General features: G+C 66.4%; 23 protein-coding genes, 1 tRNA gene and 1 riboswitch. Of the genes, 14 read left to right on the top strand and 10 right to left on the bottom strand.

Translation table 11 applies throughout. The features are described from left to right. Positions 1 to 12 precede the first annotated feature (12 nt). Positions 13 to 486, top strand: a complete 474-nt coding sequence (locus ACZ46K_RS29215; protein ID WP_464749501.1) for a twin-arginine translocation pathway signal — start codon at positions 13 to 15, stop codon at positions 484 to 486. 13 nt (positions 487 to 499) lie between these two features. Here the strand turns inward: ACZ46K_RS29215 and ACZ46K_RS29210 are convergent, their stop codons facing one another. Both ACZ46K_RS29210 and ACZ46K_RS29205 read right to left on the bottom strand, forming a co-directional pair. Next, the gene (locus ACZ46K_RS29210; protein ID WP_464746203.1) at positions 500 to 2,005 is read right to left on the bottom strand and encodes an alpha,alpha-trehalose-phosphate synthase (UDP-forming); all 1,506 of its coding nucleotides are present in this window, start codon (positions 2,003 to 2,005) and stop codon (positions 500 to 502) included. Between the two features lie 31 nt (positions 2,006 to 2,036). Beyond that, on the bottom strand, positions 2,037 to 2,204 hold the full coding sequence (locus ACZ46K_RS29205) for a hypothetical protein (protein ID WP_464746201.1): 168 nt from the start codon (positions 2,202 to 2,204) through the stop codon (positions 2,037 to 2,039). 205 nt (positions 2,205 to 2,409) lie between these two features. On the opposite strand from ACZ46K_RS29205, the gene ACZ46K_RS29200 reads away from it, so the two are divergent. From ACZ46K_RS29200 to ACZ46K_RS29190, 3 genes are all read left to right on the top strand, one after another. Next, positions 2,410 to 3,210, top strand: coding sequence for an alpha/beta fold hydrolase (locus ACZ46K_RS29200; RefSeq protein ID WP_054809806.1), 801 nt, complete (start codon positions 2,410 to 2,412; stop codon positions 3,208 to 3,210). A gap of 246 nt (positions 3,211 to 3,456) precedes the next feature. Next, positions 3,457 to 4,866, top strand: a complete 1,410-nt coding sequence (locus tag ACZ46K_RS29195; protein WP_054805260.1) for a lysine N(6)-hydroxylase/L-ornithine N(5)-oxygenase family protein — start codon at positions 3,457 to 3,459, stop codon at positions 4,864 to 4,866. Continuing rightward, the gene (locus ACZ46K_RS29190; protein WP_054805259.1) at positions 4,863 to 5,102 is read left to right on the top strand and encodes an MbtH family protein; all 240 of its coding nucleotides are present in this window, start codon (positions 4,863 to 4,865) and stop codon (positions 5,100 to 5,102) included. Before ACZ46K_RS29195 ends, ACZ46K_RS29190 begins: the two co-directional genes overlap by 4 nt. 8 nt (positions 5,103 to 5,110) lie before the next feature. Here the strand turns inward: ACZ46K_RS29190 and ACZ46K_RS29185 are convergent, their stop codons facing one another. Next, positions 5,111 to 6,733 carry a threonine/serine exporter family protein gene (locus tag ACZ46K_RS29185; RefSeq protein WP_464746198.1) on the bottom strand — a complete coding sequence of 541 codons (1,623 nt, stop codon included), beginning with the start codon at positions 6,731 to 6,733 and terminating at the stop codon, positions 5,111 to 5,113. Between the two features lie 122 nt (positions 6,734 to 6,855). Between ACZ46K_RS29185 and ACZ46K_RS29180 the strand changes: the two genes are divergently transcribed. Beyond that, a tRNA-Thr gene (locus ACZ46K_RS29180) sits at positions 6,856 to 6,930 on the top strand. Positions 6,931 to 7,424: 494 nt separating this feature from the next. Beyond that, the gene (locus tag ACZ46K_RS29175; protein ID WP_464746196.1) at positions 7,425 to 8,054 is read left to right on the top strand and encodes a YdcF family protein; all 630 of its coding nucleotides are present in this window, start codon (positions 7,425 to 7,427) and stop codon (positions 8,052 to 8,054) included. 10 nt (positions 8,055 to 8,064) lie between these two features. Here the strand turns inward: ACZ46K_RS29175 and ACZ46K_RS29170 are convergent, their stop codons facing one another. Beyond that, positions 8,065 to 8,310: a hypothetical protein gene (locus ACZ46K_RS29170; protein ID WP_054807462.1), complete on the bottom strand. Its 246-nt coding sequence runs from the start codon at positions 8,308 to 8,310 to the stop codon at positions 8,065 to 8,067. A gap of 66 nt (positions 8,311 to 8,376) precedes the next feature. Further along, complete coding sequence (locus ACZ46K_RS29165; RefSeq protein WP_054807463.1) at positions 8,377 to 8,850, bottom strand: YflT domain-containing protein; 474 nt, start codon at positions 8,848 to 8,850, stop codon at positions 8,377 to 8,379. A gap of 106 nt (positions 8,851 to 8,956) precedes the next feature. Here ACZ46K_RS29165 and ACZ46K_RS29160 point away from each other — a divergent pair, with 106 nt between their 5' ends. Together ACZ46K_RS29160 and ACZ46K_RS29155 are read left to right on the top strand one after the other, a co-directional pair. Next, positions 8,957 to 9,601: a TetR/AcrR family transcriptional regulator gene (locus ACZ46K_RS29160; protein WP_464746193.1), complete on the top strand. Its 645-nt coding sequence runs from the start codon at positions 8,957 to 8,959 to the stop codon at positions 9,599 to 9,601. Positions 9,602 to 9,608: 7 nt separating this feature from the next. Continuing rightward, the gene (locus ACZ46K_RS29155) at positions 9,609 to 10,472 is read left to right on the top strand and encodes a ribokinase (protein WP_464746191.1); all 864 of its coding nucleotides are present in this window, start codon (positions 9,609 to 9,611) and stop codon (positions 10,470 to 10,472) included. Between the two features lie 7 nt (positions 10,473 to 10,479). Here ACZ46K_RS29155 and ACZ46K_RS29150 read toward each other — a convergent pair whose 3' ends face one another. Together ACZ46K_RS29150 and ACZ46K_RS29145 are read right to left on the bottom strand one after the other, a co-directional pair. After that, a complete protein-coding gene (locus ACZ46K_RS29150) occupies positions 10,480 to 11,307 on the bottom strand; it encodes an ABC transporter (RefSeq protein WP_464746189.1) in 828 nt (275 codons plus the stop codon). A gap of 42 nt (positions 11,308 to 11,349) precedes the next feature. Continuing rightward, on the bottom strand, positions 11,350 to 11,664 hold the full coding sequence (locus ACZ46K_RS29145) for a DMT family transporter (RefSeq protein WP_054807208.1): 315 nt from the start codon (positions 11,662 to 11,664) through the stop codon (positions 11,350 to 11,352). A 10-nt stretch (positions 11,665 to 11,674) separates the two neighbouring features. After that, positions 11,675 to 11,740: riboswitch (guanidine-III (ykkC-III) riboswitch) on the bottom strand. 128 nt (positions 11,741 to 11,868) lie between these two features. Here ACZ46K_RS29145 and ACZ46K_RS29140 point away from each other — a divergent pair. From ACZ46K_RS29140 to ACZ46K_RS29130, 3 genes are all read left to right on the top strand, one after another. Beyond that, on the top strand, positions 11,869 to 12,573 hold the full coding sequence (locus tag ACZ46K_RS29140; protein WP_054807207.1) for a response regulator: 705 nt from the start codon (positions 11,869 to 11,871) through the stop codon (positions 12,571 to 12,573). After that, positions 12,570 to 13,985 carry a sensor histidine kinase gene (locus tag ACZ46K_RS29135; protein ID WP_464746187.1) on the top strand — a complete coding sequence of 472 codons (1,416 nt, stop codon included), beginning with the start codon at positions 12,570 to 12,572 and terminating at the stop codon, positions 13,983 to 13,985. The genes ACZ46K_RS29140 and ACZ46K_RS29135 overlap by 4 nt, the downstream gene beginning before the upstream one ends. 69 nt (positions 13,986 to 14,054) lie before the next feature. Continuing rightward, positions 14,055 to 15,173, top strand: a complete 1,119-nt coding sequence (locus ACZ46K_RS29130) for an alpha/beta hydrolase (RefSeq protein WP_464746185.1) — start codon at positions 14,055 to 14,057, stop codon at positions 15,171 to 15,173. 2 nt (positions 15,174 to 15,175) lie between these two features. Here the strand turns inward: ACZ46K_RS29130 and ACZ46K_RS29125 are convergent, their stop codons facing one another. From ACZ46K_RS29125 to ACZ46K_RS29115, 3 genes are read right to left on the bottom strand one after another with little or no spacing between them, the layout of a single operon-like run. Further along, the gene (locus ACZ46K_RS29125; protein ID WP_054810699.1) at positions 15,176 to 15,601 is read right to left on the bottom strand and encodes an HIT family protein; all 426 of its coding nucleotides are present in this window, start codon (positions 15,599 to 15,601) and stop codon (positions 15,176 to 15,178) included. A gap of 18 nt (positions 15,602 to 15,619) precedes the next feature. Beyond that, positions 15,620 to 16,123, bottom strand: coding sequence for an ArsR/SmtB family transcription factor (locus ACZ46K_RS29120; RefSeq protein ID WP_054810700.1), 504 nt, complete (start codon positions 16,121 to 16,123; stop codon positions 15,620 to 15,622). After that, positions 16,120 to 17,214 carry a serine hydrolase gene (locus ACZ46K_RS29115; RefSeq protein ID WP_464746183.1) on the bottom strand — a complete coding sequence of 365 codons (1,095 nt, stop codon included), beginning with the start codon at positions 17,212 to 17,214 and terminating at the stop codon, positions 16,120 to 16,122. The genes ACZ46K_RS29120 and ACZ46K_RS29115 overlap by 4 nt, the downstream gene beginning before the upstream one ends. A gap of 102 nt (positions 17,215 to 17,316) precedes the next feature. Between ACZ46K_RS29115 and ACZ46K_RS29110 the strand changes: the two genes are divergently transcribed. The 3 genes from ACZ46K_RS29110 to ACZ46K_RS29100 all read left to right on the top strand — a co-directional run bounded on the left by ACZ46K_RS29110 (position 17,317) and on the right by ACZ46K_RS29100 (position 21,099). Continuing rightward, a complete protein-coding gene (locus tag ACZ46K_RS29110) occupies positions 17,317 to 17,982 on the top strand; it encodes a nucleoside/nucleotide kinase family protein (protein ID WP_464746181.1) in 666 nt (221 codons plus the stop codon). A 10-nt stretch (positions 17,983 to 17,992) separates the two neighbouring features. After that, complete coding sequence (purD, locus tag ACZ46K_RS29105; RefSeq protein WP_464746179.1) at positions 17,993 to 19,246, top strand: phosphoribosylamine--glycine ligase; 1,254 nt, start codon at positions 17,993 to 17,995, stop codon at positions 19,244 to 19,246. An 86-nt stretch (positions 19,247 to 19,332) separates the two neighbouring features. Beyond that, the gene (locus ACZ46K_RS29100) at positions 19,333 to 21,099 is read left to right on the top strand and encodes a CocE/NonD family hydrolase (protein WP_464746177.1); all 1,767 of its coding nucleotides are present in this window, start codon (positions 19,333 to 19,335) and stop codon (positions 21,097 to 21,099) included. Positions 21,100 to 21,110: the final 11 nt, after the last annotated feature.

The raw sequence follows: 21,110 nt of genomic DNA, 5'->3' as shown, positions 1-21,110 counted from the left end.
TCGACGTCGCGGCTGGCGCTGATCGCAGGTGCCCTCGGTGTGGTCGTTCTGGTGTTCGCGGTCCTCGTGGGATGGCTGGGGTACGGCAAGATCCAGGACGCCGCCGCCGAATCGGCCAGGACAGAGGCAGTGGCGGCGGCGGAGGAACAGGCCGTTGCGATGCTCGCCTACGACTTCGAGAACGTCGACGAGCAAACCGCAGCTGCGGGCGAAGGACTCACCGGCGACTTCCGCGACGAGTACATGAGCTTGATGCAGAACATCATCGCACCCGGCGCGAAGGAGAAGTCGATCAGTGTCCAGGTGAGTGTGCAGGGATCGTCTGTGGTGTCGGCCGACGCCGATCACGCAGTGACGCTGCTGTTCCTGAACCAGATCACCACCAGTTCCGAGAACCCGGAAGCCGTGAGCAGCGGGAGCCGGGTACGCGTGGAACTCGAAAACCAGGACGGGCGCTGGCTCGTGAACCGGTTGACGCCCATCTAGATATGGACCGCGGTCAGTTCTGCTCGCCGGCCTCCGCGGGGGCGACCAGCGCGGGACCGGCCGCGCCGTCGTGAGCGAGCGCATCGAGGAATGCGCGAGCCCATCGATCCACGTCGTGGGTGAGTACCTGGCGACGGAGGGCTCGCATCCGCTTGCGGCCCTCCTCTCGGGTCTGTGTCAGTGCGGCCTCGAGCTTGTCTTTGACGTCTTCGAGGTCATGTGGGTTGCACTGGTACGCCTGCTTCAACTCCTCAGCGGCACCGGTGAATTCGCTGAGCACAAGCGCTCCGCCCAGGTCGCTCCGGCAGGCGACGTATTCCTTGGCGACGAGGTTCATTCCGTCTCGCAGGGGAGTGACGAGCATCGCGTCGGCTGCGACGAAGAACGCGATCAGGTCTTCGCGGGGGACCGGGCGGTGGATGTAGTGCACGACGGGGCGGCCGACTTCGGCGTATTCGCCGTTGATGCGACTGACGACCATCTCGATCTCGCCGCGCATCTGTACGTACGACTCGACGCGTTCACGGCTCGGTGTCGCGAGCTGCACCATGACCGTATCGGCGGGGTCGACGCGGCCTTCGGCGATGAGTTCTCGAAGGGCATCGAGCCGGATGTCGATGCCCTTGGTGTAATCGAGCCGGTCGACGCCCAGCAGGATTTTCGCCGGGTTGCCGAGTTCCTTGCGGATGGCCTTGGCGCGGGCACGGATTGCCTTGCTTCGGGACTGCTCATCCAATGCTCCGGACGCGATCGAGATCGGGAACGCTCCCACCCGCACGGTGCGGAATCCGACCTGCACCACACCGAGCTTGGAACGCACACCGACCGTCCCTCGGGACGTCTGGTGTCCGGCGAGGCGTCGGGCGAGGTAGAGGAAGTTTGTGGCACCGCCGGCGAGGTGGAAGCCGATCAGATCGGCGCCGAGAAGACCTTCGACGATCTCGGTACGCCACGGCATCTGCATGAACAGCTCGACCGGCGGGAACGGGATGTGGAGGAAGAACCCGATGGTGAGATCGGGCCGCAGCATGCGGAGCATCTTCGGGACCAGCTGGAGTTGGTAGTCCTGGATCCACACCGTCGCGCCGTGCGCGGAGGCCTTCGCCGTTGCTTCGGCGAATCGCCGATTCACCTCGACGTAGGAGTTCCACCACTCGCGCCGGTATTCCGGGCGCACGATGACGTCGTGGTAGAGCGGCCACAGGGTCGCGTTGGAGAAGCCCTCGTAGTAATCGGCGATCTCGTCGGCGCTGAGCGGCACGGGATGCAGGACCATGTCTCCATCGACGATGGGATCGATTTCCGCGTCCGCGACACCCGCCCAGCCGACCCATGCGCCGCGATTGCTGCGCAGGATCGGCTCGAGTGCGGTGACGAGACCACCGGGACTGCGCTTCCATCGGGTCGTGCCGTCCGGTAGCCGTTCGAGGTCGACCGGGAGGCGGTTCGCGACGACCACGAAGTCCGATTCGGTGAACGTGTCGGAATCTTGGCGTGGTTCCGCCTCGCCGGTCGTCACATCGTGTCCTCTCCGCCTACGGGTCGTCGGTTCAGTTCTTTTCGAGCGGGCCGATGCCGAGCATCGCCAGGAGCATGCGGCACTCGTCCGCATCCTCGGCGTATGCGGCGACGACGCGCTGCGCCTGGCGTGCGGTTTCGTCGGCGAGGGGTTCGAGATCCTCGTCGACGATGTCTTTCGCCGTGGGTTCCGCGGCCATGATTGTCCTCCCAAGGTGACTGCTGTGAGCAGGCGCTCTACCTGACTCTATGAGAATCGGACACCTCGACGCCACCCGCCTTCCGCTGGATCGAGTCAGGTGCGTGGACCGGGCAGACCGACAGGCCGCCACGGTACGGTGTACCGGGGGTTGCGCCGCCGTGTCGACGTGCGGCGCTGTTCGCTATTCGTCGAGGAAGGTTTTCATGCCCATCGCCACGATCAATGGAATCCCGCTGAACTACCAGGTCAAGGGTTCCGGCGACCTGGTCGTCCTGATCATGGGGACCGGTAGTCCGGGCCGGGTGTGGGATCTGCATCAGGTTCCTGCGCTGGTGAAGGAGGGATACCGGGTCGCGACGTTCGACAATCGCGGTATCGCACCGTCGGGCGAGAGTCTCGGCGGGATCACCATCGAGGACATGGTCAAGGACACCGCGGGTCTGATCGAGCTCCTCGGAGGCCCGGCACACATCGTCGGAACATCGATGGGTTCGCGCGTCGCGCAGGAACTTGCCCTTGCCCGGCCGGATCTGGTGCGGAAGGCCGTGTTCCTCGCGGCGCATGCCCGGATGGACCGCTTCCAGATCACGCTGACCGAGGGTGAGCGTCAGCTGTACGACAGCGGGGTGGAACTGCCGCCGAAGTACAAGGCCGCGCTCACCGCGGTGATGAACCTGTCGCCTGCGTCGCTCGCCGACGAGAACACTGCCCGCGACTGGCTCGATGTATTCGAGTTCAGCGGGGGTCGCGTGTCGCCCGGTGTGCGGGCTCAGCTGGGCATGGACCGCGAGTTCGACCGCCGTGTCGCCTACCGGGCGGTGCGGGTTCCCTGCTTGTCGGTCGGGTTCGCCGACGATCGGATGATTCCGTCGTATCTGTCGCGTGAGGTCGCCGATGCGATCCCGAATGCCCGATACGAGGAGATCCCGGATGCCGGCCACTACGGATACCTCGAGCGTCCGGAAGCCGTGAACAAACTGCTGTCGGACTTCCTGGCCGACTAGAAGCCGGTCGACTGGAAGAGCGACGGCAGACCGCGTGGCGAGCGCGGCGGAATCCCCGTGGGGTTCCGCCGCGCTCGTGCTTTTCCGGGCATTTCGGCAATGGTCGTGGACGTGGCCGAGCGAGGGTCCCCGCAGAGGGGACTTCGCTTGGTACGCTCGCCGAACCAAGGTTAGCCTGAGCTTTGTTCAGGGGTGTTGAGGCGAGCCGGCTGCGGGCATCCTGCCCCCGACTACGGAAGTTGAGTGATGATCGACCGATCCAGCACATTCACCGGTCAATCGGAGGTGCAGGGCGACCCGCACAGGGAAGTCTTCGACCTCGTCGGCATCGGTTTCGGACCCGCGAATCTGGCGTTGGCCATCGCGATCGAGGAACACAACGAAACCTCTCCCGGCAACGAGGTCGACGCGTGTTTCCTCGAACGTCGTGCCGACTTCGCGTGGCATCCCGGGATGCTTCTCGAAGGCTCGACGATGCAGATTGCGTTTCCCAAGGATCTGGTCACCTTCCGCAATCCGACCAGCAGTTACAGCTTCTTCTCCTACCTCCACGAGCACGATCGGCTCGTCGATTTTGTCAATCATCAGACGTTCTTCCCCACCCGGCTCGAGTTCCAGGACTATCTGCATTGGGCTGCTCGACGGGTCGGTACCGAGGTCCGGTACGGCACCGACATCGTGTCCGTCGAGCCGTTGTGCAACGCGCGGGGGATCGCGGACCTGTTCGCGATCCGCACTGCGGACGGACGTGTCGTGCATGCTCGGACAGTCGTGATGGGTGTGGGCCTGCGGGCTCGCGTTCCCGCCTGGGCGAAAGAGTCGTCACGCTGCTTCCACAACCACGACTTCCTGTTCCACCTCGAGGAGATGCCGTCTCCGATCCACCAACGGTTCGTCGTTGTCGGCGCCGGCCAGAGCGCTGCCGAGGTGGTGCAGTACCTGCATACCAACTATCCGCAGGCCGAGGTCCACAACGTCTTCGGACGGTTCGGTTACAGCCCCGCCGACGACAGCCCTTACGCCAACCGGATCTTCGACCCCGACGTGGTCGACGAACTGCATGCGGCCCCGCTCGAGGAACGCGAGCGCCTCCTCGCGCTGCACAAGAGCACGAACTATGCGGTCGTGGCGCCCGAACTGATCGAAGCTCTGTACGCAGCCGAATACCGCGAACGGGTGCGCGGGCCGCGCCGCCTGTTCATGCGTCGTGCGTCCGAAGTGCTCGCAACCGGGGAGACCTCCGCGGGCATCGACGTGGAGATTCGTAACAACCTGGACGGCCTGTCCGACACACTGAAGTGCGACGCCGTGGTCCTCGCGACCGGCTTCGAGCCGACATCGCTCGGCTCGTTGCTCGGAGACCTTGCGTGGGACACCCCGGTGCCGCCAGTGGCACGCGACTATCGTCTGGAGTTGCCGGCCGAAGTCGCGGCCGACATATACCTGCTGGGAGGAACGGAGAAGACTCACGGTTTGACTGCGTCGCTATTGTCGAACGCGGCTGTTCGGGCCGGAGAGGTGCTCTCGTCGTTCCTCGAACGCCGACTGCGGGAGCAATCGGTGGAGCGAGCTGAGCAATCTGTGGAGCACGCGGGGATCGGCGAGCTTGGTAGAATACCGAACCAGCACACCTACGCAACAAGTGAGGCGAGATGAGCACGAATCCATTTGACGACGAAGACGGCCGCTTCTACGTTCTCGTGAACGACGAGGAGCAGTACTCGCTGTGGCCGACCTTCGCCGAGGTCCCGCAGGGGTGGCGGGTGGTATTCGGCGAAGAGTCGCGCGCCGCATGCGTCGAGTACGTCGAGCAGAACTGGACCGATATGCGTCCCAAGAGCCTGCGCGACGCGATGGAGGCCGACGAGAAGGCCCGCCAGGGTAGCGCCTAGAACTTCTTCTACATCCGACGAGAGTCACGCAGCCGACGAAATCGCTGCGTGACTCTCGTCTTTTGTTCCGGTATCGGTGCGGTGGTGGAGATCGGTGTTGTCGGAAGCGGTCCGGTGCCCTCGATGATGGGCAGGGCGCCGGTGGCGTCGATGACCGGAATCGGTCCGGTCGTCGCGGTGGCACTCGGCCGATCTTCGGCTTCCTCCATGGCGGTCCGCGACCCGGTCCGGCGCATCTGCGGTCGGCGCAGCCCGCTCGCCGCGGCGCCGAGGAGAACACGGGGATGACGTGTCGTCCGGGCGAGCCACTCACCGAGGGTCACACCGGCGGCGAGGGCACATCCGATGCCGAACGCCGAGAACAACGCCGTCATGCCGCTGGTGACCTCGTTGCGCAGCATCGCGTACAGACCCCGATACAGAGCCAGACCCGGCAGAAGTGGAGTGATACCGGCAACGGCGACGACGAGCGGCGGGATCAGAGCGCGGCGGGCCATCAGACCACCGGCGAAGCCGATCACCGTCGCGGCGGTCGCGGACGACACGATCGGCCCCAGGCTCAGCCCCAGAGACAACTGGTAGACGAGGGCGCCGGCAGCGCCGGCGAGCGCGGCCACCGTCAGGGCCCGGCGTTCTGCGTAGCAGGCCAGGGCATAGAACAGGGCAGCCGCCGCACCCGCAGTGACCTTCGTCGGCAGCTGCGCCAGATCGGGTAGCGCGGCATAGGTGATCAGAGGGAGTTCGGCCCCGAACACCTCGGCGACGCGCAGCGTCGTCGCCACGCCCGCAATGATCCCGCCGGTCATCATCAGCAATTCGAAGAACCGGGCCGACGCGGTGATCGGCGCGCCTGTGATGGCGTCCTGCACCGAACCCACCAGAGAGAGCCCGGACAGCAGCACGGTGACGCCCGCCGCGATGATCAGTCCCGGCGAGATCTCGAAGCCGAGCGCTTCGCGGAACCCGTACAACGTGATGGCCGGGGCCGTCGCAATGATGCCGCCCACCACGTGCTGGAAGAAGAACGGCAATCCTGCACTGTTGAGAAGTCGGTTGACACGGTCGATGACGAAGGTCGACCCGAAGGCCACCAATGCGACGAGAAAGCCGCCACCGAGCAGCACGGAGATCGCCGCGGCCATGCCCGACCACGCGACCGTTGCCACCCAGCGGTTGTAGGGGTGGGGCGCGCTCGTGAGCGCCATGAGTTCTTCGTGGGCCTGTGCCGGTGAGATCGCATCGCGTCGGACTCTCCGAGTGAGACGATCGACCGCCGCCAGGCGAGTGAAGTCCATCGAGCGGTACTGCACCACGCGCATGGTGCTGGCCGGGGGCATCGTCTGCCCGCGATAGGCCGACAGCACGATCGAGTTGTAGGTGACGTCGACGTCGCACTGGGCCAGACCGTAGGTGGCGGCGACGAACCTCACCTGCTCGGAGGTGTCGATCGCGCCGGTGCCTGAAGCGAGCAGAACTTCACCCACGCGGACTGCGACATCGAGCGCTTCGGCTACCACTGCGTCGTCCGTGAGGTCGATCGGCTGGAGTGGTGCGGGTGCGGCGGTGACCGCGTCGATGGTTGCGCGTCGCTTGCCGAAGATCAGGTTGGCGGCGTCATTGAGAAAGCTCACCGGCGACCGTCCGCAACGAATCCGTGGCAGGCAGGGGTGAAACGCATGAGACCCACGGTAGCCAAACCGGGTGGGTGTGCGCGGCGAGTGTGACGCACTATATGATGGGCCGCGCTTGAAATGCCTCCTTAGCTCAGTGGTAGAGCACTCGCCTTGTAAGCGAGCGGTCGTCAGTTCAATCCTGACAGGGGGCTCCAGGGTCGGGGCCCTGACCAGCCATAACGGCGGTCAGGGCCCCGTCTTCATCCACGCAGTACGTGTGGTGGTGTCTCACGCGACACGCCGGCATTCGCAGCAGCAGCCGACGATCGAGCGCGTGGGATTCGACGACGACAGCGTGCGTCACCCTGTCGAGACAGTCTGCCGCTGACGACAACGACGTGGACTGCGCTGCGTCGGCACCGGTCGGTGCGATCGTGCGCGCGGCGTAGTCGTTGGTTTCAGTACGTGCTCGGCGAGTTTGCGCATCGCGGTGCGGATCGCTTCGCGACTTTCGCGCGGGGACTCGACAGCGAATCTCGGGAACCGAAGTTTGTCCGCAACGTCCTTCTTGTGTTGTCGAATTTCCTCAGATTTCACCACGGGCATGGTGATCGTCTCTGACGGTCCAGCTGCGTTGCGTGTGGATGCCGGTCGATATGGCACAGTGCGGCGCAGCCGGAATCCGACCACGCCTGGATGGGAGACGTGCATGAGAGGTGCTCGACGGACAGCGCTCGCGGCGACAGCGACAGCGGCAGCGACGGCCACGCTCGGAATCTCGACGGGGCAAGCGGCAGCGACACCGGCGGTGGACACGATCGTCAACGGGATTCTGTCGGTCACACCGCTATGTCAGGGAACGATCGACGAGTTGATCATTGCCTGCACCGAGGTGGAGAACCTGACCCCTCGTTTTCCAGTGATGCTCGACCTGAATCCGGTCGGTACCCACCTCGTGGTCCTCGGGGCCGGCCTGACCGAGGACGGCAGGATTCAGCCTGTGCTCGAGCAACGGCTCGAAGCGGCTCTCCGTGCGGCGGAGCGCTATCCGACGGCACCCATCGTCGTCACCGGAGGAGTGCCGCGTGACGGCATCACCGAGGCCGGGGCCATGAAGGAATGGCTGGTGTCACGGGGACTTCCGCCCGAACGGGTCATCGAAGAACCTGAGTCGACCTCCACCGTGGAGAACGCGCGCTTCACCAACGACGTTCTGCTCGACCGTCGCGCAACAGGAGCTGTGCTCGTCACCAACCGTGATCACCTCGAGCGCGCAATGATCAATTTCCGTCAGGCCGTCGACGCCAGGATTCCGGTGGCGGGCATCGTCGCTGCCTGAGGGCGAGCATTCAGACGGGGGCGATCTCCAGATCGTCGTCGTCGACGAACACGAGACGCCCGTCGTCGAGCGCGACCGCCCACCGGCGGATAGGTGCCCAGTTGCGCCCGAGTTCCTCGCCCACTGCCTGCTGGGATGTGCCGTAATCCTCCACGATCTTCCCGGGTGTCGATCGCGCCTCGGCGACCCCGGCTCTGACGATCACTGCAATACCGACCGACAACTGCGGTGAAGAGTTCGACGTTGGACGGGCCATATTCGGATCATGCCATCTCGACGCGGGCTTGTCGGGGCGAAAGCGCGTACTCGAGTGGCGACGGAGTCATCGCAGCGCGAGTTTTTCCCGTGCTTCGCCAGCGAAATCCTGCTCCACCATCAGGTCGTATCGGGTGGCCTCGATGCTCTTGCGGGAGACGAAGTCGCGCCGACCGCCCGTGCCGTAGTGGGCCACGAAGCCGAGTGCACCGCCCCAGAGCGCGCCGAATGCGATACCGACGAGGATGGGGCTTGTGACGGTGCTGGCCGGGAGGAAAACGGCGAGTAGAAGTCCGAACAGCAGACCGGTCCACACGCCCACGCCCGCTCCCTTGGCGGTGGAGCGGGCCGTGGTCATCCGGCCTTCGACTTGTTCGACGGTGGTGACGCCCTGGCCCACGACCCGCAGATACTCGACGGGAAAGCCCTCGTCGGACAGGTGGTCGATTGCGCGTTCCACTGCGTCGTAGGTGCGGTAGCTCTCGAGAAGTGTCTCCGAATCGAAGTTGTAGCGCGGAGTCGGTGCATAGATTTCGGTCATGCGTAGCCCCCTGAAGACTGCAAAATTGGAAAAACGATACGCTCAGCGTAGCGTATCGTTTCGTAGGGTTTGATTTCGGGGGGTCTTCTTCCGCAGACTCGATACATTGGCGGGGACACTCGCCCTGGGAGGGATGGACATGGTTGTCGATGCCGACGTGGAACCCGCGTTCGTATCGCCGCGACGCTCCGTCAAGTCGCGTGCTGGAACGGACTCGAGGATTTTGGGTGCGGTCCTCGCGATTCTTCGCGCGCACGGCCCGAACCGGGTCACCGTGGAATCCGTTGCGGCATTGTCCGGTGTCGCGAAGACCACCATCTACCGTCGCTATGCGAACCGCGACGAACTGTTGGAGGCGGCACTCGACTCGAAGGCCGCAGCACCGCCTGTCCCCGACGGACTCTGCGTGTACGACCGAGTGAAGTGGACCCTCGACCTGCTCCGAGTGGCCCTGTCGAGCGACATCGGTATGGGCAGCGTCAGCGCGGTCCTCACCGACCAGGACCCCGACCTCACCGAATCGTTCCGCGACATCATCAACAGTCGCAGCCAGGTCGCGGCCGAGGTGCTCCGCGCCGCAGTCGACGCCGGCGCACTCCGTGCGGACCTCGACATCGACACCGCGGTGTCCACTCTCGTCGGGTCGTACCTCGGTGCATACCTGCGACACGGACGGGTCGACGAGACCTGGGCCGACGAAGTGGTGCACATGGTGTGCCCAGGGCTCGAGCGGGGCAGTGCCGCCGAATGACACCGGCGTGCCACAGCAGTGTGTGGTGGCCGTCGTCGGATCTCTGAACCTCGACCTGACCGCGCTCGTGACACGTGCCCCGGCGGACGGGGAGACGGTGCTGGGCCGAAGTCTGTCGACCCATCCCGGTGGAAAGGGCGCCAACCAGTCGATCGGAGCTGCACGGATCGCCGCCACGGCGATCATCGGGGCGGTCGGAACCGACGATGCCGCCGACGTCCTTCGCGCAGCACAGCAGTCCGCGGGTGTCAGCACGCGCCACCTGACCGAACTCGACGCCGCGACGGGTCGCGCCATCGTCGTTCTCGCCGAGGACGGCAGCAACAGGATCATCGTGATCGCCGGGGCGAACAGTCTCCTGGACCCCGCGTATGTCACCGCGGCGCTCGACGAACTCGATCCGGCGGTCGTCCTCACACAACTCGAACTGCCGCCGCCGGTGACGCGCGCGGCGGCGTCATGGGCGAGTGGTCGTCGGCGCAGGTTCGTGCTCAACCCCAGCCCCACGGCCCCTCTGGGCGCCGAGATCCTCCGGGTGGCCGACCCTCTCGTCGTCAACGAACACGAAGCCGCGTACTACGCGGGGACGAATCCGGGCGACGACATCGACGTCGCGGTCGCGACGCTGCTCGAACGCGTTCCCGCCGTGGTGGTGACACGAGGCGGCGACGACGTTGTGATCGGCACGGCGGACGGCGTCGAACGCATTCCGGTGCCGCACGTCGACGCCGTCGACACGACCGGCGCCGGCGACCATTTCGCAGGCACTCTCGCGGCCCTGCTCGGCACCGGGATGTCGCTGCGAGCCGCGGCGACGCGAGCGGCCGCTGACGCAGCACACCTCGTGGCGCTGCGCCGGGACGAGCGCTGACAGACGATCACGGCGGCGGCAGGAGTTCGCCCTTGCCCCGCAGCCACCTTCCGGGGATCCTGCCCACGAGGTCGCCCAGCGGGCCGACCGCGCCGCGGAGCAATTCGACGGTTTCCTGCAGGGTGTCGATGCTCTCGTTCATTCGGATGATGCCCGGTGTGAGACTGGCGAGGGTCTCGGACAGCGACACGATCTGATCGAGTGGGCCGCCCTCGGCAAGTAGTCGTTCGAGGGCGCCGTGCTCGGACAGCAGCACATCGAGGGTGCCGCCGTCGGCGAGCACTCGCTCGACGACCCCGCCGGGCCGAAGCGCGGTGTCGACGAGGCCACCGGGCTCGGTGAGCCGCTCGACGGCGCCGTCCTGCGCAAGCAACCGTTCGAGAGGCCCGTCCGGTGCGGTGATGCGATCGAGGAGACCGCCTTCGGACAAGAGCCGGTCGAGGGCGCCGTCGTCGGCGAGTACCCGGTCGAGCGGTCCGCCGGGCACGGTCAGCCGGTCGAGTGCACCGCCCGGTTCCAGGAGTCGTTCGAGTGGCCCTCCCGGTGCGGTGAGCCTGTCCACAGGGCCGCCGGTCGCGAGGAGTCGGTCGAGTGGTCCACCGGGGCGGAGGGCCTGTCCGAGCCCACGATCGTCCGCGGTCAAGCGAGACACCTGTTGCAGCAACCCGAGCGATCCGCGGGTGTCGTTCAGCCCGACCGCGCCCAGTGCCGAATAGGTCGTCGGTGACACCGCGATGCGTATCGTGCCGATGACCGTTTCCGCGACGAGCAGCGCGGAATCTGCCGCGGCGAGACCTGCTCGCAGCGGCAACGAGAGCGCGGACCCCAGATTCACGGGCTCACTGTAACCCGCGACACACAGGAATCACGTCGGCGATCAGTGCAGGACCTTCAGACCCACCACACACACGACGATCCCGGCGATCAACAGAACCTTGGCGACCGAGGCCGCCTCGGTACCCGTGACCATCGCATATCCCACGGTCAGCGCCGCACCGATGCCTACCCAGATCGCGTACGAAGTACCGATGGGAAGGGTGCGCATCGCATAGGCCAATCCGGCCATGCTGGCTGTCAACGCAACGATGAAGACGATGCTCGGGGTCAGCCGACTGAACCCCTCCGATCTACCCAACGCGGTGGCCCACACCGCTTCGAGAACCCCGGACAGGACGAGGACGATCCATGCCATGACGACCACTCCTGCACCGTCTTGTCGCTGGCCGGGTACGGTGCGCTCGTCCGGGAGACCGAGATGCGGTCACCATCGGTCCAGGCTACGAACTCCGGTCGACGGCGGCAAGGTTCCGGTGGCCGAACTCACCGCCCCCGGTTCCCAGGAAGTTCACAGCGAACGTCCGGACAGGCTCCAGACGTGGACGCGACAATCACCTACGTGACAGACACACCGGAAGCCCGCATCCTCGTCGTCGACGACGAATCGACCATCGTCGAACTGTTGTCGGTGAGCCTGAAGTTCCAGGGGTTCGAGGTAGAGACCGCTTCGAGTGGCGCGGAAGGCCTCGACAAAGCGCGCCGCTTCCGCCCCGATGCGGTGATCCTCGACGTCATGATGCCCGGCATGGACGGATTCGGGATGCTGCGGCGACTGCGGGCCGACGGCATAGACGTACCGGTCCTGTTCCTCACGGCGAAGGATGCCGTGGAGGACAAGGTGTCCGGGCTGACCCTCGGGGCCGACGACTACGTGACCAAGCCGTTCAGCCTCGAGGAGGTCATCGCGCGGTTGCGCACCATCCTGCGCCGCGCGGGCAAGGTGTCGGAGTCGGAGCGGTCGGCGCGCATCACGTTCGCCGACATCGAACTCGACGACGACACCCACGAGGTGTTCAAGGCAGGTGAATCGGTGTCGCTGTCGCCCACCGAATTCACGTTGCTGCGCTACTTCATGGTCAACGCAGGCACGGTGCTGAGCAAACCCCGGATCCTGGAGCACGTGTGGAACTACGACTTCGGGGGCGAGGTGGGTGTCGTGGAGTCGTACGTGTCGTATCTGCGACGCAAGGTCGACACCGGTGACACCCCGCTGATCCACACATTGCGCGGTGTGGGCTACGTGATGCGGGAGCCCCGGACGTGAAGTCCCGACTGTGGGTCCTTCCGCTGCGGCTGAAACTGGTCGCGGCTCTCGTGCTCCTCGCCGGAGTGGGTCTGCTGGCATCGGGTTTCGCCGTCACCTCGGCGTTCGAGGCGTCGATGATCGCCCGTGTCGACGGCGACCTGCACGATGCCGCGCAGACCTGGGCGAAACCGCTCGGGGCAGGCCACCCGCCGCCACCGAATCTCGGATCCGGGCGCCCGCCGAGCCCTTACTATTTTCGTCTCACCGACAGGGACGGTGAGGTCCGCCTGTTGATCAACGACCAGGCCGGGTCTCCCAGTTTGCCGACCCCACCCGAATACGGACTGACGACGGTGGATTCGGCCGACGGTTCGGGTGAGCCGTGGAGGGTGCTGACGACGAACAACCCGGATGGCAGTGTCTCCACGGTCGGAAAGACGTTGACGGAGACCGAGGCCATCGTCGACCGGCTCATCCTGTTGCAGTTCGTCATCGGGGGTGTCGTGCTCGTTCTGCTCGGTGTCGCCGGATATTTCGTGGTTCGGCGCAGTCTGCGCCCGCTGCAGGCGGTCGAGCGCACCGCCGCCGCGATCGCCGCAGGCGACCTGAACGAACGTGTCCCGGAATCGGATCCGAGAACCGAGGTGGGTGGCCTGTCCGTCGCACTCAATACGATGCTCGCGCGAATCCAGGAGGCATTCACGGCCACCGAAGCGTCGGAGGAGTCGGCTCGGCGTTCGGAAGAGCGGATGCGCCGGTTCGTCGCCGACGCCAGCCACGAGCTACGCACGCCGCTCACCACGATCCGTGGGTTCGCCGAGTTGTACAGGCAGGGAGCGAGCGACGACACCGACATGATCCTGGATCGCATCGAGAGTGAGTCGCGTCGTATGGGACTGCTCGTCGAAGACCTCCTGATGCTCGCACGGCTCGATGAGCAACGACCGATCGAGCGCAGGCCCGTCGATCTGCTCGCGATCGCCGCGGACGCGGTGCACGGTGCGAGGGTCGTCGCGCCCGGCCGGGCCATCGCGCTCGAGATCCTGGACGGTCCGGGTATCCCCGAAGTGATCGGCGACGACATCCGGTTACGGCAGGTACTCGGAAACCTCGTGACCAACGCGGTGACCCACACCCCGGCCGATACCTCCGTGACCGTCCGGGTGGGCACCGTCGGCGACGATGCGGTGCTCGAGGTCGTCGATAACGGTCAGGGGTTGTCGGAGATCGACCGGGAGCGTGTGTTCGAGCGGTTCTACCGAACCGACAGTTCCCGTTCACGCTCCGCCGGCACCGGTGGAGGCAGCGGGCTGGGGCTGTCCATCGTCGCGGCCTTGGTCGCAGCGCACAACGGGATCGTCGAGGTCGACAGCATCCTGGGAGAGGGCTCGACATTCCGGGTTAGGCTGCCGCGTCTCCGCCCAGAGTGAGAAAGCGCGGGCTTGCTCTAAAATCGTCTCGCAACGTGCAGTTCCGGTGGGCAGGGGAGCAGGTCGAAGATGGGGATCACGGACTTCGTGTCGAACGCGGCACGTAACGCCTGGGGGCTGTTCGTCGCGGACGGTGTCGCCGAGCCGCACCGGACGCCGTCGGTCGTGGTGGGTGAGGGTCCGCATCGCACATTGCGCCGCTTCGGCCCCGAGGATTCCGGTGACCCCGTCCTGCTCGTGACACCGCTCGCGGCGTCGCCGACCTGCTTCGATCTGATGCCGGAGCAGAGTCTCGCTGCGCATCTCGTGAGTCTGGGCCGCAGTGTCTTCCTCATCGAATACGGGGAGATGACCGGCGACGACCGCGATCTCGGCCTCGAATTCTGGATCGACGACGTACTTCCCGAGGCGATCCACCGTGTCGCGGAACTGTCCGGCGGACGCGCCGTCGATGTGGTCGCGTGGAGCATCGCGGGAAGCCTGGCGTTATTGACCTCGGCGGCCCACCCGGAACTCCCGGTCCGCTCGATCACCACGTTCGGGACACCCATCGACTACGAGAAGATCCCGCTGATGTTTCTCCCCCGGCTGGCGGGCAGGTATCTCGCGGAGCCGGCGCTCGATGTCGCCGACCACCTTTTCGGCGGAATTCCCGCACCGGTGGTGCGGATTGCCTACCGTCTCACCGCCCTCGAACGCGAGGTGAGGCGGCCGTGGTTCGTCGCCGCCAATATCGCCGACCGCGACAAACTCGAACGCATGGAGCGCGTCGACCGGTTCCAGAACGAGATCGAGGGCTATGCGGGTCGCGCGTTTCGGCAGCTTGCGGTACACGTGACGGTGGGGAACGAACTGGCGACCGGACGGATCGAACTCGGAGGCCGCGTCGTCGACCTCGCCGATGTGGACGTACCGGTACTGGCACTCGGCGGCACCGATGACGTCCTCGCGCCGATCCCGTCGGTCGAGCCGGTCACCTCGGTGCTCAGCGGGGCACCGTGCGTCCGGTTCGTTCGTGTTCCGGGCACTCACCTCGGAATTCTCGCCGGCACCGCGGCACCCACCACCTCGTGGGCCGAGCTCGCCGAGTTCCTCGACCACCCTCTCGGAGACGATCCGGACCCAGAGCCCGCGGCGCCGGCCGCCGACGAGTCGATGCCGACTACACCGGCGACCAGGGCCGACTGAGCTCAGGCGGGGACGTGGTCTCCGTGCCCCTGCTCGCGCAGGGCCGCGCGGATCCTGTCGCGGGCACGGTCGAGCGATTCGGCCGACGGATCCTTCTCCGCCTGCGCAAAATCGAAATCGCCGAGGGTGTGTGCGGGGAACACGTGCAGGTGCAGGTGGGGAACCTCGAGCCCGGCGATCACCAGGCCGATGCGTGGCGCCTCGTACGCGGCGCACACTGCACGGCCGACGATCCTGGCGACACGGTTGACCTTGTCCCAGAGGTCGTCGTCGATGTCCTGCCAGTGGTCCACTTCCTGTCGCGGAACGACGAGGACGTGCCCCTCGGTCAGAGGGTTGATGGTGAGAAACGAGACGACGTCGTCGTCCTCCCACACGAAACGTCCGGGAAGGTCACCGGAGATGATCATGCTGAACACGGAAGCCATACCGGCACAATAGGCCGCTCACAGCTGCTCGGCGACATCTGCGGCCGCGAGTGAGAGGACCAGCAGCGGGACGACCTTCGCAGGTGGGATGTGGTAACGGTTGCGGGACTGTTGTTCGACGATGTGCGCAGCCGAGAGCGTCCTCAGATGGTGGTAGAGGCGGCCGGGCGACGACAGAGCTGTCGCCTCCTGCAATTCGCCTGCAGTCGCAGGCCCCCGCAGCAAGGTGCGCACGATCGCGAGCCGGGCGGGGTTGCCGAGTGCATCGAGGACGCCCGCGATCGCGAGACCGTCCAATCCGAGGGTGGCGGCAGCGTCGTATTCGATGGTCCACGACACGGTTCCGGACAACGACACGGTGCCTTGGTATCCGATGCTGCCCGCCGTCCCCGGAGACGCGGTGCCGAGACTCTCGTCGGCCTCAGGGCCCCTCTCGGATGCTGCGCTGTCCTCGAGGAGTCGGACGCGACGTTCGAGGTCGGCGATGCGGTCCTCGTGGCTGCCGGTCGGGCGGTCGTTCACACCGCGCACCGTATCCGATCGAGGATCTCGGGCTCGCTCATCGCCGCGAACATCAGACCTTGGTGCGCGAAGCTTCCCAGCGCGGCTGTGTAGTCGCCTTCGGTCATGTTCGACGTCAGCATCACTGCGGTCGCGACGGTGCCGTCGGCCAGTCGCAGGCTCATCGCCTCGGTGAGTATCCCGGGCAGGCTCCCGCCCTTGAATCCGAGCCCCTCGGCGCCGGGAGGCGCGGGCTGCCATTCCAGGTGACCGCGAGCGATGTCCGCTCCGCTCCCGAACGACCCGTCGGCGATCGCCCGATGGATGCCCGCAATCCGGTCGGCCGTTCCCGCGTTGTCGTCTCGTTGAATCCGGTCCATTTCGCCGAACGGGTCGTCGGGCAACACATCGGGTTGCTGCAGGAGTCCGAGGATCTCGGCGCGGAAGCCGGGATCGTCCGCGTAGCGCTGCGCGGTGTCCCACAGGTCGGCGTCGGTGTCCTCCGGTGCCACGAACGCGAGCGTATTGCCGAGCAGGGTGGGCGGTTCGAAGTCGTCCCAGCCGCCCTGCTCGGCGGCTGCCGTCAGCGCGTCGTCGCCGAGCCGATCGCGTAAGTAGTCGGGTGCGGCGTTGTCGCTCTCCTGGATCATCGCGGTCACCAGGTCGTCGAGAGCGACAGTGCCCTCGGCGGTGACGCCGAGGCGTTCCAGCGCGGCGGGGTGTGCGCCGCCGTCCGTGTCCGGGAGGTACCAGCGTTCCCATTCGGCGACGGGGATCTGTTCGGCGGGGTCGAGGTTGCCGTCCGCAACGGCCTGCGCGTACGCGGCGAGATGGACGATCTTGACTGCCGACGCGAGTGGTTGCGGTTCGTCGGCTCGATGGGTCACGACGTTTCCCTGCCCGTTGTCGATGACGAGACCGACAGAATCGGGGTGCTCGGCGAGGTAGCCGATCCAGCCTTCGGGGCTGGTCACGTCGGAGGCGGGGAGCGGACCGCAGTCGGCGGCGGCGCTCGTGTCGGTTGCGGTCTCGTCTTCGGGAGGTGCGTCGGTGCATGCCGTGAGCGTCAGGGCGGTCGCGGCGGCGAGTACGGCGAAAATCTTCGTCGACATGTCTGCTCCGTAAGTTCGAAATTTCGAAATTCCGGAATAACGATAGGTGTGACACGGGTAGGTGTCCAGCCGCCCGGGCCGACCGGTCGTATCGTCACCCTCATGAACGGGCCAGGATCCGCACGCGTCGGCACCCAGCGTGCGCTGATCGCGGAGCTCGTCGCCGAGGTCCTGGCGCCACTGCCGGTGAGCCGGCGAACCGTCGTCGGGCTGTGCGGACCGCCCGGATCCGGGAAGAGTCGGGCGGCCGGACTGCTCGTCGGTGCGCTCACCCGCGCCGGAATCGAGACGGGTCTGGCGCCGATGGACGGTTTCCACCTGTCCAACGCCCAGCTCGACGTCCGCGGCGCACGCGGACGCAAGGGGGCACCCGACACCTTCGACGTGGCGGGATTCCGCGAGCTGCTCGCTCGCGTGCGACTGCGCCGCGACGAAACTGTCTACGCCCCCGACTTCTCGCGCAGACTCGACGACCCCGTCTCCGCGGTGCACGCCATCGAGCCGTCTGCCCGCGTGGTGGTCACCGAAGGGAACTACCTGTTGTTCGACATCGGGGGGTGGGAGGAGATTCGTCCACTTCTCGATCTCGTGATCTATCTGGACGTGCCCGCCAGGACGCTGACTCCGCGCCTGGTCCATCGGCACCGCGTGGGCGGCCGTGCACGGTCGCAGGCGCGCGACTGGGTTCGCGACGTCGATCTTCCCAACGCGACCGCTGTTGCTCGCACCCGCGGCCGTGCCGATCTCGTGTGGAGCCCCGTCCCGTAGTCTGTCGTGCGTGCGCGTACTCGTAATCGGCTCCGGTGCCCGTGAACATGCTCTCGCCCTGGCTCTGTCCCGAGACCCGGGTGTGACTGCCGTTCTTGCTGCTCCGGGCAACGCGGGCATCGCCGACGTCGCCGAGCAGTATCCGGTCGACGCCTCGTCCGCCGACGAGGTCGTCGCGCTCGCGAAAGACCAGCAGGTCGACCTCGTCGTGATCGGCCCCGAGGTCCCGCTCGTTCTCGGTGTCGCCGAGGCCGTGCGAGAGGCGGGCATCCCCTGCTTCGGCCCGTCCGCCGACGCTGCCCGCATCGAGGGTTCGAAAGCCTTCGCGAAGGACGTCATGGCCGCCGCAGGTGTGCGTACCGCACACAGCGAGGTCGTCGACTCTCCCGCGATCATCGACGAGGCCCTGGACCGATTCGGCCCGACCTGGGTGGTCAAGGACGACGGTCTTGCCGCGGGCAAGGGTGTCGTGGTGACCACCGACCGCGACGCCGCTCGCGATCACGCAGCGGAGATCATCGAGAACGGGCACCCCGTACTGCTGGAGTCGTTCCTCGACGGACCCGAGGTATCACTGTTCTGCTTGGTCGACGGCGAGACGGTGGTGCCGCTGCTTCCCGCACAGGATCACAAGCGCGTCGGCGACGGAGATGTCGGCCCCAACACCGGTGGCATGGGCGCGTACACACCGCTTCCGTGGCTGCCCGAAGGCGCCGTCGAGCAGATCGTCGACGAGGTCGTCAAGCCTGTCGCCGCCGAACTCGTACGTCGCGGATGCGGCTTCTCCGGTCTGCTCTATGCGGGGCTCGCAATGGGTGAGGAAGGTCCCGCGGTCGTCGAATTCAACTGCCGTTTCGGGGATCCCGAGACACAGGCCGTGCTCGCGCTGCTCGAGTCCCCGCTCGGTGAGGTGCTGGGTGCGGTCGCGAACGGCACCCTCGCGCAACTGCCTCCGCTGCAGTGGCGTGACGGCGCCGCGGTGACGGTCGTGCTGGCCGCGGAATACTACCCGGCGAGCCCGCGCACGGGCGACGTGATCAGCGGCGCCGACAGCGACAATGTCTTCCATGCCGGTACGAAGCGCGGGGATGACGGCGCGCTCCTGTCGGCCGGAGGTCGTGTGCTGAGCATCGTCGGGGTCGGCGACGATCTCGAGGCGGCACGCGCGGACGCATACGCAACCTTGGGCGACATCAAGCTCCCGGGCGGCCATTTCCGCAAGGACATCGGTCTCGCCGCCGTCGAAGGACGCATCACGCTCTGAACTTTGATCCCGCGCGGGAAAAACTTGCGCGTACAGCAAGTATGTTTCACACTCGGTGCATCTTCTGAAGGGGACAGAGGTGACACATGGGTTCGTCGAAGCGTGGATCGACGCAGGATCCGACTCCGCTCGAACATCACTGCGTCAGGGTCTATCCGCTACCGAGCGACATCACCGTCGAGCGTGATGTCCCGATCCGCACTGCCGATGGCACAACTCTGCGGGCGAACGTGTACCGGCCGGAGGGATCAGAACGGTGCCCCGTCCTCGTCTCCGTCACCCCGTACGGCAAGGACGCCGGTGTCGACGACTACCCGGTGAACTTCGACGAGCTCGCGGAGTCCGGCAACTTCGTCGGAGAACTCGAACTGAGCGACCACACGGCGTTCGAGGCACCCGACCCCGGCTACTGGGTTCCGCGCGGATACGCCGTCGTCGTCGCCGACCTGCGCGGCTGCTTCGCCAGCGCCGGCCGTCCGCGATTGTTGCTCGGCCGGATCGCGGCGGACGCAGCCGATGTCGTCGAATGGGCCGCCGAACAATCGTGGAGCACCGGCAAGGTGGGCATGGCCGGAGCGTCACACCTGGCGACCCTGCAGTGGTACACCGCGGCGCAACATCCGCCCCACCTCGCCGCTTTCTCCCCGTGGGAGGGCATCACCGACCCCTTCCGCGACACACTCAGTCACGGCGGGATCCCCGAAACACGTTTCAGCGATTTCTGGTGGCGCGCGACGCAGCGCGGAACCCGGTCGCCGTCGACATCGATCCGGAAGATCTCGCCGTGGCTGTGGCGCCGGTTCCCCGACCGCTGCCGGCACGTCGTCGGCCCGCCGCCCTTCGCGGACATCACAGTGCCCGCTCTGGTGGGAGCGTCGTGGTCGGACCAGGGGCCGCGCACACGTGGCTCCATCACCGGCTATTCACAATTGGGATCACCCGACAAGTGGCTGTACACGCACGGCCGCAAGACCTGGCAGATGTTCTACGGCGCCGAAGCGCTCGACATACAGCGCCGGTTCTTCGACCACTTCCTCAAGGGCGAGGACAACGGGTTCGACGAAGTGCCGCACGTTCGCGTCGAAACCCGCCACGACCTGCGCACCTACTCCGAGCGCCACGAATCGCAGTGGCCGCTCCCGGACACCCGCTACGTCCCGCTCCATCTCGATCACGCCGGCGGTGGCCTGCACTCGGAGCAACCCGCCGAGGAGACGAGTGTCCGGATGTTCCCCGTCGCCGGTGACGAATCGGTCTTCACGACGACATTCGACGAGGACACCGAGGTCACCGGCCACGCCGCCCTGAGACTGTGGGTGGAGGCCAAGGATGCCAAGGACATGGACCTGTTCGTCGCGCTGAAGAAGATCGATCCGTCGGGCGACGAGGTCCGCTTCGAAGGCCACGACGGTTTCGAAGAGGGGGTCGTCGCGCACGGCTGGATCCGGGTCTCGCACCGCGCGCTCGACCCGGAGGCGTCGACCGCGTACCGTCCGGTGATCGACCCGGCCGCGTACTGGCCGCTGTCGGCCGGACAGATCGTGCCCGTCGACATCGAGATCATGCCGCACAGCACTTTCTTCGAAGCAGGTTCGTCGCTCGCGCTGGTCATCACGGGCCACGACTTCGACGCCCTCCCCGACGTCCGGCACGACGACACGATCAACAAGGGCTTCCACATCGTGCACACAGGTGGACGATTCGATTCGCACCTTCTGCTGCCCGTTGTGCCGACCGCGGTCTCCGCGGACAACGCCACCGGCACGGCTGCGGCGTCCGACACCCCCGCTTCGCTTCACGACCTCCCTATCGCGTGGGGCGCCGTGTTCGGTCGCCAGCACGTCCGACTCTGAGCGCCCGAGGA

Source organism: Rhodococcus sp. JCM 9793, from assembly GCF_055380405.1.
The sequence above is the reverse complement of the archived record's forward strand: the minus strand, read 5'-3'. Positions and strand labels throughout refer to the sequence as shown.